The organism is Massilia oculi (assembly GCF_003143515.1).
GTDB classification, from domain to species: Bacteria; Pseudomonadota; Gammaproteobacteria; order Burkholderiales; family Burkholderiaceae_D; genus Telluria; species Telluria oculi.
In genome coordinates this window covers 746,027-760,134 of record NZ_CP029343.1, presented here as the reverse complement: position 1 = coordinate 760,134, position 14,108 = coordinate 746,027, and the positions used below count along the sequence as shown (strand labels likewise).

Genomic DNA, 14,108 nt, shown 5'->3' with positions numbered 1-14,108 from the left:
GCTCCATGCTCGGACGTTCTCGACTGCAAGTCAAGCGCCGCTTGAGCCTACCACCATGGGAAGGTGTATGCTGGACGCTTGAAACAACAGGGGAATGCCATGCAGTCCACATGCAAGCTGAACATCGGCGACGCCGCGCGCGCTTCCGGCGTGACGGCGAAAATGATTCGCCACTATGAATCGATCGGTCTGGTGAAAGCGGCGCGCCGGACCGAGGCCGGCTATCGCCTGTACAGCGAACAGGACGTGCGGGTGCTGCAATTCATCCACCGCGGCCGCGCGCTCGGGTTTTCTCTGCAGCAGATCGGGGATTTGCTGGCGCTGTGGGAAGACAAGCACCGGGCCAGCGCCGACGTGCGCGCGATGGCGCTGGCGCATATCGCCGAGCTGGATCGCAAGATCGCGGAAATGGCAGCGATGCGCAGGACGCTGGAAAGCCTTGCCGCGTCCTGCCATGGCGACGAGCGTTCGGATTGTCCGATCCTGGACGACCTGGCGACGCAATGAAAAAAGAGGGGATATGACGAAAAACGCCGTAGTCCTCATGAGAAGGCTACGGCGTTTTGCGGGACGAGAAGTCCGAAAAACAAGGTAGATGTTGGTGCCCACGGAGGGACTCGAACCCCCACACCTCGCGGCACATGGACCTGAACCATGCGCGTCTACCAATTCCGCCACGTGGGCACTGATACAACCGTACAACGATACTGCTTTTACAACCAGGTAGATGTTGGTGCCCACGGAGGGACTCGAACCCCCACACCTCGCGGCACATGGACCTGAACCATGCGCGTCTACCAATTCCGCCACGTGGGCACTGAAACCACCGTACAACCTTACAACCAGAAAACGTTGGTGCCCACGGAGGGACTCGAACCCCCACACCTCGCGGCACATGGACCTGAACCATGCGCGTCTACCAATTCCGCCACGTGGGCGTTTTCTGTATTACAAACAACCTGTCAATCTGTTGGTGCCCACGGAGGGACTCGAACCCCCACACCTCGCGGCACATGGACCTGAACCATGCGCGTCTACCAATTCCGCCACGTGGGCACTGCAAATCAACTCTGCTACAATAGCAGGCTTTGTCATTTTCCGCTAGATCAACATTTCCAGATCGTCACGCCAAAACACCGCTTGCCACTGCTGCTTTCTTCGCTTCGTCGTTGCCGCCGTTGCTGAAGAGAGCGAGATTATAGCGGATGATTTTCAATAGTCAAAGACCCACGATGAAGTTCTGTTCGGGGCACTGAATAATATTCCAGGGACGTCTCGCAGCACGCCGCGTTAGGCGAATCGGATGGACCTCCGTTACACTACGCCTGTCAAGGCGTCAATCAAGCTGGCTGCCGCCTGTTTATTCATGAGCGGCGCTATTACTGGCCAAGAGAAAAAAGAACCGATTTGAAGCAACCTACTCATACCATTCCAAGTCGCGAGGAAATCCTCGCAGTCTTCCGTGACGCCACCGAACCGCTCGATGCGGCCGGCCTGGCACGTGTCCTCAAGGTCAAGCCCGCCGCCCAGGAAGTCCTGGGCCGCCGCCTGAACGCCATGGAGCGTGACGGCCAGATCCGCTCCGACCGCAGCGGCACGTATATGCTGGCCGACCATTCCGCCTTCGTGGCGGGCAAGGTCGCTGCGCATCGGGACGGATTTGGATTCGTGATCCCGGACGAGCCAGGTCCCGACCTGTTCCTGTCCGACCGCGAGATGCAGAAAGTGCTGCATGGCGACCGCGTGATGGCGCGCGTGACCGGCCTTGACCGCCGCGGCCGTCCCGAAGGCTCGATCGTCGAAGTCGTCGAACGCGCCAATACCCACATCATCGGCCGCCTCCTGAATGAGGGCGGCGTCTGGATTGTTTCGCCCGAAGACCAGCGCATCGCGCAGGACATCCTGGTATCCGGTTCGCCGGGCAAGGCGCGCGCCGGGCAGGTGGTCAGCGTCGAGCTGCTCGAGCAGCCGGGCCGCTTCCAGAAGCCGACCGGCCGCATCGTCGAAGTGCTCGGCGAACTGGACGATCCGGGCATGGAAATCGAAATCGCCGTGCGCAAGTTCGGCGTGCCGCACGTGTTCTCGCCACCGGCGCTGAAGCAGGCCGCGCGCCTGCCGAACGAAGTGATCAATGCCGACCTGGCCGACCGCGTCGACCTGCGCGACGTGCCGCTGGTGACCATCGACGGCGAAGACGCGCGCGACTTCGACGACGCCGTGTATTGCGAGCCGGTCAGGATCGGCCGTGCCAAGGGCTACCGCCTGCTGGTCGCGATCGCCGACGTCAGCCATTACGTGAAGCCGAACGACGCGCTGGATGCCGATGCCATCGAGCGCAGCACGTCGGTGTACTTCCCGCGCCGCGTGATCCCGATGCTGCCCGAGAAGCTGTCCAATGGCCTGTGTTCGCTGAACCCGCATGTGGACCGCTGCACCCTGGTGTGCGACATGGTCGTCACCGAGGACGGCGAAGTCACCGCCTACCAGTTCTACCCGGCCGTGATGCACTCGGCGGCGCGCCTGACCTATAACCAGGTGGCCGACATCCTGCTCGACACCGACGGCGAGGAAGCGCAGGCGCGTCCCGGCATCGTGCCGCACCTGCTGAACCTGAACGGGGCGTTCCGCGCGCTGCTCAAGGCACGCCAGGAGCGTGGCGCGATCGATTTCGACACGACTGAAACCTATATCGTGTGCAACCCGCTGGGCAAGATCGAAAAGATCATCCCGCGCACCCGCAACGATGCGCACCGCCTGATCGAGGAGTGCATGCTGGCCGCCAACGTGTGCGCCGCCGACTTCCTGCTGCGCCACAAGCACCCGGGCACCTTCCGCGTGCACGCCGTGCCGACCGAAGAGAAGCTGAACCAGCTGCGCACCTTCCTCAAGCAGGTGGGCCTGAACCTCGGCGGCGGCAACAAGCCGACCGCGCGCGACTACGCCGCGGTGATGCAGGAAATCCGCGAGCGCCCCGACGCGACGCTGCTGCAGACCATGCTGCTGCGCTCGATGCAGCAGGCGGTCTACAGTCCGGACAACGTCGGCCACTTCGGCCTGGCCTACGAGGCTTACGCCCACTTCACCAGCCCGATTCGGCGCTACCCCGACTTGCTGACTCACCGCGCCATCAAGGCGATCCTGCTGGGCAAGCGCTACGAGCCGAAGGGCATCGAGCTTGGCAAGCTGAACTCGACCCAGTCGAACTCCGCGCGCAAGCAGGCCGCCAAGGACAAGCTCGAAGGCAAACCGCAGAAAAGCGAAAAAGACCTGACGATCTGGGATGCCCTCGGCGTGCACTGCTCGGCCAACGAGCGCCGCGCCGACGAAGCCTCGCGCGACGTTGAAAACTGGCTCAAGTGCTTCTTCATGCAGGACAAGATCGGCGAAGAGTTCACCGGCACGGTCGCCGGCGTCACCACCTTCGGCATCTTCGTGCAGCTCGACGAGCTGTTCGTCGAGGGCCTGGTGCACATTACCGAGCTGGGCGCCGATTACTTCCAGTACGACGAAGCCCGCCATGAACTGCGTGGTGAGCGCACCGGCCAGCGCTACCAGCTGACCGACCGCGTCACCGTACGGGTGGCGCGGGTCGACCTCGAATCGCGCAAGATCGACCTGACGCTGGCGTCGGCGCCGGTTGCACCGGAGGCGGGCGAGGACACCGGCCGCAACCGGCAAGGCCGCAGTGAGGGCCGCAATGAGGGCCGCAATGAGGGCCGTGGCAACGGCGGCGGCAAGAAATCGCGCGGCGGCCGTTCGCGTGGACCGAAGCGCGACGTGCCCGCCGTGGTGGAGGCGCCGACCCCGCTCGAGCGTGCCCGCCAGGTTGCGCAGGACGCCATGGTCGTGCCGTCGAAGCCGCCAAAATCGCGCAAGGCCCGTGCCAAGGCGAAGGCGGAAGAGCGCGCGAATGCAGCTGCTCAGGCACCGGCACCGGCACCGGCACCGGCACCAGCGCCAGCACCGGCGCCGACGCCAGCGCCCGTGGTCGAGCAGCAAGCTGCACCGGCCGCGCGCAAGCCGCCTGCGGCCAAGGCCAGCGCCAAGGCTGTCGCCGAGGCAGCACCGGCACCGGCACCGGCGCCAGCACCAGCACCAGCGCCGACGCCGGCGCCGGCGCCGGTTGCCGCCCCTGCAGCGAAGCCGAAGGCAAGGAAGGCGCCGGCCAAGCCCGCTACCAAGGCCGAACCGGTCGCGGAGCCAGTCGTCGCGGCGCCGGTCAAGGCTGTCGCGGCCAAGAAGCCGGCAGCCAAGAAAGCTGTCGCCACCCCGCGCAAGGCGGCCGCTACCAAGACCGCGGCCAAGGCCGACACCAAAACCAAAACCAGCAAGAAAAAAGCACCTGAAAGCGATTGAGAAGTAGCAAATGAAAAATAAAATGATTTTCGGCTTCCACGCCGTGACCTCGCGCCTGCGTCATGAGGCGCAGTCGGTGGAAGAGATCTTTGTCGATGCCGAGCGCAATGACGGTCGCATGAAGGACCTGATCGCCAATGCCAAGGCGGCAGGCGTGCGCGTGATGCCGGTCGACGCCTCGCGCCTCGACAAGATCACCGGCACCCGCCGCCACCAGGGCGTGATCGCCTTCGCCAGCCAGCTGGCGCTGGCGCGCAACCTGGATGAGCTGCTCGACGCCATCGAGGGCCCGCCGCTGTTGCTGATCCTGGACGGCATCACCGATCCACACAACCTGGGCGCCTGCCTGCGCGTGGCCGATGGCGTCGGCGCGCACGCGGTGATCGTGCCAAAGGACCGCGCGGTCGGCCTGAACGCCACCGCCGCCAAGGTCGCCAGCGGCGCGGCCGAGACGGTGCCCTACATTACCGTCACCAACCTGGCGCGCACCATGCGCGAGCTGAAGGAACGCGACATCCTCCTGATCGGCACCTCGGACGACGCCGAGCGCGGCCTGTACGAAGCCGACTTCACCGGCCCGGCCGCCCTGGTCATGGGTTCGGAAGGCGAGGGCATGCGCCGCCTGACGCGCGAGACCTGCGACGTGCTGGTCAACATCCCGATGTTCGGCTCGGTCGAGAGCCTGAACGTGTCGGTCGCCTCGGGCGTCTGCCTGTACGAGGCGCGCCGCCAGCGCATCGCGCGCGAAGGCTGACCTCGGTATTACCGCAACAACGGCCTGGCAGCGCGTCCAGGCCGGCTCTTCCGCATTATCCTCTCCGCAAGCATTCCATCCCCGGATCGGCTACCATGAATGCCGATCCCTCCGAAGCACCACCATGTTTTTCTCACGACTGCGCGAAGACATTCGCAACATCATCGAGCGCGATCCCGCCGCCCGCAACGGCTGGGAAGTGCTGACCTGCTATCCGGGCCTGCACGCCATCGTCGCCCACCGCTGGGCGCACGCCTGCTGGCGCATGGGCCTGAAATGGCCCGGGCGCTTCATCGCGCACCTGGCCCGCATCGTCACCGGCATCGAGATCCACCCCGGCGCCGCGATCGGCCGCCGGGTCTTCATCGACCACGGCTTCGGCGTCGTGATCGGCGAGACCGCCGTCATCGGCGACGACTGCACCATCTACCAGGGCGTCACGCTGGGCGGCACCACCTTGGTGGCCGGTACCAAGCGCCATCCGACGCTCGAGCGCGGCGTGATCGTCGGCGCCGGCGCCCAGGTGCTGGGCGCCTTCACGGTGGGCGAATACGCCAAGATCGGTTCCAACGCGGTGGTGGTCAAGCCGGTCCCGGCGGGCGCCACGGCCGTCGGCAATCCGGCCCATATCATCCAGAAAGAAGACCAGTCGCGCAGCGCGCGCATGTTCGCCGCCTATGGCGTCACGCCCAACGGCGACGACCCGCTGTCGAAAGCCCTGCGCGGCCTGATCGACCACGCCGCGCGCCAGGACGAGCAGATCGAACGCCTCACCGAGACCCTGCGCGCCGCCGGCCTGTGCTGTCCGCGGGTGGAGGAGGGTGATAAACTCGATTCGGAACGACTGAACCGCCTGGTAGATTAAGTAGATGAAGGAATCACATGACGAACGAAGCGACTGGCGGCACTGACGCCGCAGCCGTGCTGGACCCGGTCGAGCTGCGCGTGCTGGCCGTGCTGGCCGAGAAGGAAGCGCTGACCCCCGATAACTATCCGATGTCGCTGAACGCGATCGTGAACGGATGCAATCAATTGTCGAGCCGCGATCCGGTGATGCAGCTATCCGACGACATCGTCCTCGACACCCTGCAGCGCCTCACCGAGCGCAAGCTCGTCAATGCGATCTCGCAGGCCGGCGCCCGGGTCGTGAAGTACGAGCACCGCATGCGCATCAAGTGGACGCTGGAGCAGGACAAGCTGGCCGTGCTCACGGTGCTGATGCTGCGCGGCCTGCAGACCGCCGGCGAGATCCGTACCCGCAGCGGCCGCCTGCACGAGTTCAAGAGCGTGCAGGACGTCGAGACGGCGCTGCAATTCCTGATCGATAAATACCCGCCGCTGGTGGTCAGGCTCGAACGCGCGCCGGGCACCAAGGAATCGCGCTACGGCCAGCTTCTGGGCGGCGAGATCACCATCGTGGTCGGCAGCGAGCAGACCTCGTCGGCACAGACCCAGGGCGGCCGCATCGCCCAGCTCGAGGAAGAAGTCGCGTCGCTGCGCGGCGAGATGGATGAGCTCAGGGCGCAGTTCGAGGCGTTTCGCCGGCAGTTCCAGTAAGCGCCTCCGCGGGTTCGCGCTCGAGCTCGACCAGGGCATCGTCGCTCCAGCTGGTGTCGCCCAGCGGAACGCGAAACCCCTTGCCTTCGGTCTCGAGCAGGGCGCTGCGCTTGCCATCGACCAGCACCGCGGCACGCAGCGCGTGCGTGTACTGGAAGGTGAAGCCGGACTTGCCCTCGAACGTGAAGCCGCACCAGTCGCGCGTGCGCAATAACGTGTTCGCGGCAAGCACCACCCAGAGTGGAATCTCTTCCTTGATGATCGCGACCTGCACCCGGCATTCCAGGCGCAGGTCGCCAAGGCGCCGCACGTGGTCGGCTAAACCCGGCGAGCGCACCACCGGGGTCACCCGGTAGTGACGCCGTTTCTGGTTCAGCACCAGTTCGCTATGTGCATCGAGCGCGGCCTGGCTGCGCGGCACGGTGAACATCCCGTTCGGGTCGACCGCCAGCGCCAGGTTGAAGCCGTCGTCGCCGCCAAGGCGCGCCGCCGGCAGCACGGGGTTGTCGGCGCCGCTGCGCGGCTCGATCCTGAACTGCAGCACCGGTACCGCCGGGGCCATCCGGTGGTAATCGTCGAAGGCATCCAGGCCGGCAACGATCGCCTCATACTTGCGCACTTCCGGATCGCGCATCGCATTGACCTTGATTTCCTCCGGGCTGTCTGGCTTGCTGGTCTGGGCGGCGGCAGGGGCGCCGACGCCCAGCAGGACCGCGCACGCCATGGGGAGCAGGGTGCGCATCGTCTTCAACCCTCGTCGCGCCAGCGGCGCAGGCGGATCGCGCCGTAGATCATCGCGCAACCGGCGGCGGCGGCGATCCATACCGCGGGCGCGGCCAGCGTGCCGTAGGACAGGCCGATCAGCATCGGCCCGTCGAGGCCGGCATTCTGTCCGGCCAGCGCCCTGCCATTGACTTCGCCGAACCAGATGCCCGGCATCAGGCCGCCCAGGATGCGCACCACCACCTGTTCGCCGAACCACTTGACGTTCAGACTCAGGCCCGAGAAGCGGCCGACCAGGAAATCGAACCAGGCCAGGAGGGCAAGGGCGATCATCGGCACGCCGACCGCCCACAGGAACACCTTGGAGCGGGCCCAGCTCGACACCAGCAGCAGCCAGCCGACCGTCGGCAGCGCCCACAGGATGTAGAGCGGCACGAAGGCCAGCAGGTAGAGCGGCGACAGGTAGAAGTTCGCGTTGGCCAGCACCGGGGCGATCAGGTTGACGCCGTTGACCGCGCTGGCCAGCAGGCCGAGCACCAGCAGCACCAGGGACGTGCCGAGGCCGATCGCCACCGTCAGCAGCGGCGCCACCACCAGCGCGACCGCGACCTTCGACAGCACCGTTTCGCGGTCCGATACCTGCAGCGATTTCCAGAACAGGATGCTGCGGTCGCGCCGCTCGTCATACAGGGCCGCCAGGCAGTAGAAGAACACCACCACCGGCAGCACCAGGAACAGCGGCGCCGTGATCGCCAGGTAGCTCGAGGCCGCGACCGCAGCCGCCTTGGCCTGCATTTCCGGCGGAACGCCGTCGATCGTGATCACCTGCCGGCCTTCGACCTGGAGGTGGAAGGCGCCGGTCGTGGCCATCGCATACAGGAAGCCGCCGCCGAGCAGCAGCACCAGCGCCGCCGCCACCACCAGCGGCGCATAGACGAAGGCGCCCTTGTGTTCCCACAGTTCGCGCCGGATCAGCCATTTCATCGTGCTCATGTGCGTATTCATGCGTAGCTTCCTTTCATGGTGGCGACGAACAGGTCGGCCACGCTCGGGTGGCGCACTTCGCCCAGGGCTTCGAGCTGGCTGCGCGACAGGCCGCCCGCGCGCTGGGTATCGAACAGCATCACCGATTTGCCGAACACGGCGCGCTGGTCGAGCGGCTGCAGGGCCCGCGCCGCGGCGGCTTTTTCGTTCGGCACCATCACCTCGACATAGCGCTGGCCGATCTCTTCCATCGATGCCGCGAGCGCGATCTTGCCTTCGCGGATGAACAGCAGGTCGGTCAGGATGTGCTCGATCTCTTCGACCTGGTGGGTGGTGATGACGATGGTTTTTTGTTCGTCAAAGTAGTCTTCCAGCAGGTGCTGGTAGAACTGCTTGCGGTAGAGGATGTCGAGGCCGAGCGTCGGCTCGTCCAGCACCAGCAGGCGGGCGTCGATCGCCATCACCAGGGCCAGGTGCAGCTGCACGACCATGCCCTTCGACATTTCCTTGACCTTCATGCCCGGCTTGAGCCTGGTGTTGGCGATGTAGCGCTCGGCCTTGCTGCGATCGAAGCGCGGATGCACGCCTTCCACGAAGTCCACCGCATCCTTCACCCGCAGCCAGCGCGGCAGGATCGCGACGTCGGCGATGAAGCACACGTCCTTCATCAAGGCATCGCGCTGGGTGCGCGGATCGAGGCCCAGCACCGACAGCTCGCCCTCGAACGGGATCAGGCCCAGGGCGGCTTTCAGGGTGGTGGTCTTGCCTGAGCCATTGGGGCCGATCAGGCCGACGATGCGGCCGGCCGGGATCTCGAAGTCGATGCCGTCGACGGCCACCTGCTTGCCGTAGCGCTTGGTCAGGCCGCGTGCGGACAGGACTGCGCTCGATGCCGCGCTCGACGTCGCGTGCAGGGCCGGGTTCCGGATCGCGTCTTGGACGGTGTTCATGCCGCACCTCCCTGTGGATTGCCGCTGTCGCGCAGCAGCTGTTCGACATCCAGCCCCAGGCGGCGGATGCGCTCGACCATGGCCGGCCACTCTTCGCGGATGAAACGTTCGCGTTCGCTTGCCAGCAGTTTTTCGCTTGCTCCTTCGGTGACGTACATGCCAATTCCCCTTCGCTTTTCCACCAGGTGCTCGTCGACGAGTTCCTGGTATGCCTTCGACACTGTGATCGGGTTGAGTTGATACTCGGCGGCGATCGAGCGCACCGAGGGCAGGGCATCGCCGGCTTTCAGTACGCCGTCGAGCATCATGCCGACCACCCGCTCCTTGAGCTGGCGGTAGATCGGGGTGCTATCGTTCCAGTCGGCGCGCATTGTCGGTCTCCCTTGCGGTGTCTTGCGGCGTGGTGCTCATATGGCCTTCATGGTGAGGTATTGAAGTGGTGATGTAGTTCACTATAACACCTTCTGCGCAAATGTAAACATGCATACCCGCACACCGATCGCGCTAGCGTGAAGGCATGGTCTCGCGCCGCTCGACCAGGAAGTCGAGCAGGACGCGCACGGCGGGCGGCATGTGCTCGCGCGCCGGCGAATACAGGTAGAAGCCGGCGTCCTCGTGGCGCCAGTCGCGCAGGACCTGCACCAGGCGGCCGTCGGCAAGCTGGCGGCGCACCGCGATGTCGACGATCTGGATCAGGCCCAGGCCCTGGAGCGCCATCCGCGTCATGCCCTCGTCGTCGTTGGTGGTGAGCTTGCCGCTCACCGCCTGGGTGAAATGGCGGCCCCCGGCGCCAGGTTCGCGGAAATCCCAGTCGTGCAGGGCGCCAGTGCCGGGATAGCGGTAATTGATGCAGTCATGGCCGGCCAGGTCGGCCGGGGTGTCGGGCACGCCGTGCCGCGCGAAATAGGCGGGAGCGCCGACCACGGCCATCGACACGGGCGGGCTGAGCGGCACGGCGACGACGTGCCCGGCCAGGCTGCGCCCCAGGCGGATGCCGACGTCGCAGCCGTCGGCGATGATGTTCGACAGCGCGTCGGCCATGACCAGTTCGAGCCGTACCCCGGGATGCCGGGCATGGAAGCCGGCCAGCTGCGGTTCGATCAAGGTCCTGGCGGCCAGGCGCGAGGTATTGATGCGCACCAGCCCGGATACGGCGCCATCCGCATCTCCCAGGCCGTGCAGCGCGTATTCGATCTGGCGCAAGGCCGGTTGCAGGCTGTCTAGCAGGCGCTGCCCAGCCTCGGTCAGCGCCATGTCGCGCGTGGTGCGGTACAGAAGGCGGGTGCCCAGCTCGCGCTCCAGCGTCTTGAGATTCTGCGACAGGGCGGCGCGCGACACCCCCATCTCGGCCGCCGCGCGGGTAAAGCTGCGGTGGTGGGCAATGCGTGCGAACCAGGCGAGCGAGGGAAGCAGGGAAGGATTCATCCCATCAGTGTAAATCACAACTTGACAGTCATGTGGCGATTGAGGCCTTCCGCATGCCTAATCAAGCTTTTACCATCGGTGCTCCCTTATTCATTCGGAGCGATACAAGATGGCAAGCAAATCATTACGCGTCGGGATCATCGGTGCGGACACCAAAGCCAGCTGGGCCGGCGCTTCCCACGTGCCCGCGATCTGTTCGCAGCCGGGCCTGGTCCTGGCGGCGGTGGCCACGCGCCACGAGGACAGCGCGCGCGCCGCGGCCGACACGTTCGGCGCCGGGCGCTGGTACGCCGATCCCTATCGGCTCATCGCGGACGACACGATCGATATCGTCACCGTCGCCGTCAAGGTACCGGCGCACCGCGAACTGGTGCTGGCGGCCCTGCGCGCCGGCAAGGCGGTCTATTGCGAGGCGCCGCTCGGCGCCAGCCTGGCCGAGACCGAAGAGATGGCGGCGGCGGCCGGCACGTTGCATACGGCGATCGGCCTGCAGGGGCGCCTGAACCCGTCGGTGCGCCGCGCCGCCGAACTGGTCGCATCGGGCAAGCTCGGGCGCCTGCTGTCGGCGAACGTGCGCGCGACAACCTTCGGGTTCGGTCCGCAATCGATGGCTGCCTACGATTACTTCAACAAATCGGCTTCCGGCGCGAGTTTCCTGACGATTACGACGGCCCACGTGCTGGACGTGGTCGAGGCGGTGTTGGGCGACATCGTCGAGGTCGATGCGCGCACCGCCTTGCTGTGGCCGGAGATCGAGCTGGTCGATACCGGCACGGTCTCGGTGCGCGAGATCCAGGACCACGTGGACCTGATCGCCCGCACCGCGCGCGGTGCCTCGGTGTCGGTACAGGTCCTGGCGGGCGTGGCGCCGCCGGATGCCGGGTTCAGTCTCGAGCTGCGGGGCACGGAAGGCAGGCTCACCTTGTCGGGCACCCACCTGGCCGGCGTCCAGGTCGGCGACCTGGCGCTGTCGGCCAGCTTGGAGTTCGCGGCGCCGGATGCGCCGGTCGCGTCCGGCGTCGGGCCGACCGCCGCCGACTTCTGGGCCGGCGCGGCGATCAATGTGGGCGAAGTCTATGCCAGCCTGGCGCGCGATATCGCCGGCGGCGCCTACGCCACGCCGGGCTTTGCGCATGCGCTGCACAACAGCCGGCTGGTCGCGGCCGTCGAGCGCGCGGCCAGGAGCGGGGAGCGCCAGCGGCTTATCGCGTGAGTTCGGTCAGGTCGTGGCGCACGATGCTGCCGTCGGCATGCAGCGCGAGCCAGCCGCCGCGGTCCGGCTCGGCGTCGAGCTCCCAGTCGGGCAGCACGTAGCGCAGGCGAGTGCCGTGTTCGTGCACGGCGGGATGGTGGGTATGGCCATGGATGATGACGTCGGCGCCGGTATCGAGGAACACGGCGTCGATCGCGTCAGGCGTGACGTCCACGGTCTCGTACGATTTCTCCGTATGCGCGTCGCGCGAACCCTGGCGCAGGCCGGCGATGATCGCCTTGCGCTGGAGCAGCGGCATGCCGAGGAAATCGGCTTGCCAGGCGGGTTGGCGCACCTGGGCGCGAAACGCCATGTAGGCGGTGTCGAGCGTGCACTGGGCGTCGCCGTGCAGCAGGGCCACGCGGCGTGGGCCGGCCTCGATCACGTGCGGGTCTTGCAGCAGCTGCAGGCCGGCGGCGCGGGCGAACCCGTCGCCGACCAGGAAGTCGCGGTTGCCCGCCATCCAGTAGACGGCGGTGCCGGCGTCACTGACCGCGCGGATCGCGGCGACGACCTGCGCATTGAACGGGTCGTCGACGTCGTCGTCTCCGGCCCAGTATTCGAAGATGTCGCCGAGCAGGTAGAGCCGCTCGGCGTGCACCGCGCGCGCGCTCATGAAGGCCAGGAAGGCCTCCAGCGTGCGCGGGTGCGAGACCTGCAGGTGCAGGTCGGAGATGAACAGCGCGAACGGGCGCGGTAAACACGTCATTGGATTGACCCGTGCCGGTGCGCGCCGCGCATTACAGCACTTCGATCTTTTCGATGATGACCGCGTCGACCGGTACGTCCGAGTGCATGCCGCTGCGGCTGGTCTTGACGCCGTTGATCGCGTCGACCACGTCCTGGCCTTCGGTCACTTTGCCGAACACGGCATAGCCCCAGCCGTCCTGGCCAGGGTAATCGAGGAAGGCGTTGTTCTTGGTGTTGATGAAGAACTGGGCCGATGCCGAGTGCGGCGCCGAGGTGCGGGCCATGGCCAGCGTGTACTTGTCGTTCTTCAGGCCGTTCTTGGCTTCGTTCTCGACGGTCGCTTCGGTCGGTTTCTGCTTCATGCCTGGCTCGAAACCGCCGCCCTGGATCATGAAGTCCTTGATCACGCGGTGGAAGATGGTGTTGGTGAAGTGGCCTTTACCCACGTAGTCGAGGAAGTTGGCAACGGTCTTCGGTGCTTTTTCGGCGTCCAGCTCGGCGGTGATATTGCCCTGGTTGGTGGTGATGAGAATAGTCGTCATGGCTTGTCCTGTTCTATGGGTTTGTTGTTTGCTATGTATTGCAACTGCGGCAGCTGCGGCAAAACCGTTATTTTACTAGCTTGTCGCGCTGAAGCAGGGTGACGTTGGTAATCTTGATCGGCACGACCGGCACGTTCTGCATGCCGCGCACGTCGTCGACGACCACGCCCTTGATCTTGTCGACCACGTCCTGGCCCTTCACGACCTTGCCGAACACGGTATAGCCCGAACCCTTGACGAAGGGATGGTCGATGCCGGAATTGTCGGCGACGTTGATGAACCACTGCGAGGTCGCGCTGTCGGGATTGTCCTCGCGCGCCATCGAGATCGTATAGGGCTGGTTCGACAGGCCGTTGTCCGACTCGTTCTTGACTGGCTTGAGGGTTTTTCTGCCCTCGAACTTCTCGTTCATGCCGCCGGCCTGGATCATGAAGCCGTCGATCACGCGGTGGAAGATCGTGCCTTTATAGAAGCCGGACTTGGCGTAGGCGGCGAAGTTGGCCACGGTCTTGGGGGCTTTTTCCTGGTCCAGTTGGACGACGATCTCGCCCATCGTGGTCTTGATCGCATACTGCGGGCCGACCATGGCGGGGGCTTCGGCAGCCGCTGGCGCTGCCGGCTGTTCGGCGGCTTCCTGGGCGAGCGCGGCGCCCGGGAGCAGCAGGCCGCAGGCCAGGGCGGCAGTGGCGCCCGTCATGCGGGCAAGCAGGGAACGGCGGGTGATCGATGACGACATCTGGCTTCCTCTGATGGACCTCGCGCAAGGCGCTGTCAAGGGTTTTCCCCAAAAATAAAGCTGGACCGCAGGCGGCCAGCCGGGATTTTATCAATGCTATACTTTGCGCAAAGGCGTGCGCAGAGCAACGTCCCATTCT

At 65.7% G+C, this 14,108-nt stretch carries 14 protein-coding genes and 4 tRNA genes; 6 read left to right on the top strand and 12 right to left on the bottom strand.

The window, feature by feature from the left end:
• Positions 1-99 precede the first annotated feature (99 nt).
• The gene (cueR, locus tag DIR46_RS03505; protein WP_205289068.1) at positions 100-507 is read left to right on the top strand and encodes a Cu(I)-responsive transcriptional regulator; all 408 of its coding nucleotides are present in this window, start codon (positions 100-102) and stop codon (positions 505-507) included.
• A gap of 92 nt (positions 508-599) precedes the next feature.
• On the opposite strand, the gene DIR46_RS03500 is transcribed toward cueR, so the two are convergent.
• The 4 genes from DIR46_RS03500 to DIR46_RS03485 all read right to left on the bottom strand — a co-directional run bounded on the left by DIR46_RS03500 (position 600) and on the right by DIR46_RS03485 (position 1,056).
• Positions 600-684 (bottom strand) — tRNA-Leu (locus DIR46_RS03500).
• Positions 685-731: 47 nt separating this feature from the next.
• Positions 732-816: transfer RNA gene (locus tag DIR46_RS03495), tRNA-Leu, on the bottom strand.
• Positions 817-853: 37 nt separating this feature from the next.
• Positions 854-938 (bottom strand) — tRNA-Leu (locus DIR46_RS03490).
• 33 nt (positions 939-971) lie between these two features.
• Positions 972-1,056, bottom strand: a tRNA-Leu gene (locus DIR46_RS03485).
• A gap of 351 nt (positions 1,057-1,407) precedes the next feature.
• Here DIR46_RS03485 and rnr point away from each other — a divergent pair.
• The 4 genes from rnr to DIR46_RS03465 all read left to right on the top strand — a co-directional run bounded on the left by rnr (position 1,408) and on the right by DIR46_RS03465 (position 6,667).
• Entirely contained in the window at positions 1,408-4,356 is a 2,949-nt protein-coding gene (gene rnr / locus DIR46_RS03480) for a ribonuclease R (protein WP_229446483.1), read from the top strand.
• Positions 4,357-4,366: 10 nt separating this feature from the next.
• The gene (gene rlmB, locus DIR46_RS03475) at positions 4,367-5,110 is read left to right on the top strand and encodes a 23S rRNA (guanosine(2251)-2'-O)-methyltransferase RlmB (protein ID WP_005669879.1); all 744 of its coding nucleotides are present in this window, start codon (positions 4,367-4,369) and stop codon (positions 5,108-5,110) included.
• Between the two features lie 124 nt (positions 5,111-5,234).
• Positions 5,235-5,975, top strand: a complete 741-nt coding sequence (gene cysE, locus DIR46_RS03470) for a serine O-acetyltransferase (protein WP_109343998.1) — start codon at positions 5,235-5,237, stop codon at positions 5,973-5,975.
• A 17-nt stretch (positions 5,976-5,992) separates the two neighbouring features.
• Positions 5,993-6,667 (top strand): YceH family protein, encoded by a 675-nt coding sequence (locus DIR46_RS03465; protein WP_109343997.1) that lies wholly within the window; start codon positions 5,993-5,995, stop codon positions 6,665-6,667.
• On the opposite strand, the gene DIR46_RS03460 is transcribed toward DIR46_RS03465, so the two are convergent.
• From DIR46_RS03460 to DIR46_RS03440, 5 genes are all read right to left on the bottom strand, one after another.
• Positions 6,627-7,409: a hypothetical protein gene (locus DIR46_RS03460; RefSeq protein WP_229446482.1), complete on the bottom strand. Its 783-nt coding sequence runs from the start codon at positions 7,407-7,409 to the stop codon at positions 6,627-6,629. The two genes, DIR46_RS03465 and DIR46_RS03460, sit on opposite strands and share 41 nt — an antisense overlap.
• Before the next feature lie 5 nt (positions 7,410-7,414).
• On the bottom strand, positions 7,415-8,383 hold the full coding sequence (locus DIR46_RS03455; protein ID WP_162819423.1) for a hypothetical protein: 969 nt from the start codon (positions 8,381-8,383) through the stop codon (positions 7,415-7,417).
• An 8-nt stretch (positions 8,384-8,391) separates the two neighbouring features.
• Positions 8,392-9,324, bottom strand: a complete 933-nt coding sequence (locus DIR46_RS03450; protein ID WP_229446481.1) for an ABC transporter ATP-binding protein — start codon at positions 9,322-9,324, stop codon at positions 8,392-8,394.
• Complete coding sequence (locus tag DIR46_RS03445; RefSeq protein ID WP_109343995.1) at positions 9,321-9,695, bottom strand: GntR family transcriptional regulator; 375 nt, start codon at positions 9,693-9,695, stop codon at positions 9,321-9,323. The genes DIR46_RS03450 and DIR46_RS03445 overlap by 4 nt, the downstream gene beginning before the upstream one ends.
• A 133-nt stretch (positions 9,696-9,828) precedes the next feature.
• Positions 9,829-10,749, bottom strand: a complete 921-nt coding sequence (locus DIR46_RS03440; protein ID WP_109343994.1) for a LysR family transcriptional regulator — start codon at positions 10,747-10,749, stop codon at positions 9,829-9,831.
• A 109-nt stretch (positions 10,750-10,858) separates the two neighbouring features.
• Between DIR46_RS03440 and DIR46_RS03435 the strand changes: the two genes are divergently transcribed.
• Positions 10,859-11,962, top strand: a complete 1,104-nt coding sequence (locus DIR46_RS03435) for a Gfo/Idh/MocA family protein (protein ID WP_109343993.1) — start codon at positions 10,859-10,861, stop codon at positions 11,960-11,962.
• Here the strand turns inward: DIR46_RS03435 and DIR46_RS03430 are convergent.
• The 3 genes from DIR46_RS03430 to DIR46_RS03420 all read right to left on the bottom strand — a co-directional run bounded on the left by DIR46_RS03430 (position 11,952) and on the right by DIR46_RS03420 (position 13,969).
• Complete coding sequence (locus tag DIR46_RS03430) at positions 11,952-12,710, bottom strand: UDP-2,3-diacylglucosamine diphosphatase (RefSeq protein ID WP_109343992.1); 759 nt, start codon at positions 12,708-12,710, stop codon at positions 11,952-11,954. The genes DIR46_RS03435 and DIR46_RS03430 overlap by 11 nt on opposite strands.
• A gap of 31 nt (positions 12,711-12,741) precedes the next feature.
• Positions 12,742-13,233 carry a peptidylprolyl isomerase gene (locus tag DIR46_RS03425; RefSeq protein WP_109343991.1) on the bottom strand — a complete coding sequence of 164 codons (492 nt, stop codon included), beginning with the start codon at positions 13,231-13,233 and terminating at the stop codon, positions 12,742-12,744.
• Positions 13,234-13,300: 67 nt separating this feature from the next.
• Positions 13,301-13,969, bottom strand: coding sequence for a peptidylprolyl isomerase (locus tag DIR46_RS03420; protein WP_109343990.1), 669 nt, complete (start codon positions 13,967-13,969; stop codon positions 13,301-13,303).
• Between the last annotated feature and the right edge of the window lie 139 nt (positions 13,970-14,108).

What these genes read in the sequence shown, in the direction of transcription:
- cueR (WP_205289068.1), top strand. Translation starts at nt 100, where the DNA reads ATGCAGTCCACATGCAAGCTGAACATCGGCGACGCCGCGCGCGCTTCC.
- rlmB (WP_005669879.1), top strand. Translation starts at nt 4,367, where the DNA reads ATGAAAAATAAAATGATTTTCGGCTTCCACGCCGTGACCTCGCGCCTG.
- cysE (WP_109343998.1), top strand. Translation starts at nt 5,235, where the DNA reads ATGTTTTTCTCACGACTGCGCGAAGACATTCGCAACATCATCGAGCGC.
- DIR46_RS03465 (WP_109343997.1), top strand. Translation starts at nt 5,993, where the DNA reads ATGACGAACGAAGCGACTGGCGGCACTGACGCCGCAGCCGTGCTGGAC.
- DIR46_RS03460 (WP_229446482.1), bottom strand. Translation starts at nt 7,409, where the DNA reads ATGCGCACCCTGCTCCCCATGGCGTGCGCGGTCCTGCTGGGCGTCGGC.
- DIR46_RS03455 (WP_162819423.1), bottom strand. Translation starts at nt 8,383, where the DNA reads ATGAGCACGATGAAATGGCTGATCCGGCGCGAACTGTGGGAACACAAG.
- DIR46_RS03450 (WP_229446481.1), bottom strand. Translation starts at nt 9,324, where the DNA reads ATGAACACCGTCCAAGACGCGATCCGGAACCCGGCCCTGCACGCGACG.
- DIR46_RS03445 (WP_109343995.1), bottom strand. Translation starts at nt 9,695, where the DNA reads ATGCGCGCCGACTGGAACGATAGCACCCCGATCTACCGCCAGCTCAAG.
- DIR46_RS03440 (WP_109343994.1), bottom strand. Translation starts at nt 10,749, where the DNA reads ATGAATCCTTCCCTGCTTCCCTCGCTCGCCTGGTTCGCACGCATTGCC.
- DIR46_RS03435 (WP_109343993.1), top strand. Translation starts at nt 10,859, where the DNA reads ATGGCAAGCAAATCATTACGCGTCGGGATCATCGGTGCGGACACCAAA.
- DIR46_RS03430 (WP_109343992.1), bottom strand. Translation starts at nt 12,710, where the DNA reads ATGACGTGTTTACCGCGCCCGTTCGCGCTGTTCATCTCCGACCTGCAC.
- DIR46_RS03425 (WP_109343991.1), bottom strand. Translation starts at nt 13,233, where the DNA reads ATGACGACTATTCTCATCACCACCAACCAGGGCAATATCACCGCCGAG.
- DIR46_RS03420 (WP_109343990.1), bottom strand. Translation starts at nt 13,969, where the DNA reads ATGTCGTCATCGATCACCCGCCGTTCCCTGCTTGCCCGCATGACGGGC.